This is a genomic window from Pseudomonas sp. DE0010 (genome assembly GCF_007680745.1).
Taxonomy (GTDB): Bacteria; Pseudomonadota; Gammaproteobacteria; order Pseudomonadales; family Pseudomonadaceae; genus Aquipseudomonas; species Aquipseudomonas parafulva_B.
This window is the reverse complement of record NZ_VEJQ01000249.1, coordinates 1-251: the sequence shown is the minus strand read 5'-3', so window position 1 is coordinate 251 and position 251 is coordinate 1. Positions and strand designations below refer to the sequence as shown.

The following is a 251-nucleotide window of genomic DNA, read 5'->3' as shown; positions in this document are numbered from 1 at the left end:
AGGATCGTGGGCCACGCCCATGGGGGTCTTGGCGCCCTGGATCGGGAAGACCTTCTCGACCTGCTCGGTCTTGGCGTCGATCACCGCGGCTTCGTTGGTCTTGAGGCTGACGGCGTAGAGCTTGTGCACCGCCGGGTCCAGGTGCATGCCGACCACGGCGAACTGCTCGCCGCGCACGCCCGATTCGATGGCGATGTGCTTGCGCACGGCCGGGGTCTTGGCGTCGAAGCTGACGATGTCCGGGGTCATGG

1 pseudogene is annotated in these 251 nt (G+C 66.9%); it reads right to left on the bottom strand.

The features are described from left to right. A pseudogene (locus FS767_RS22420) lies at positions 1-251 on the bottom strand (ATP-binding protein); the annotation flags it as partial.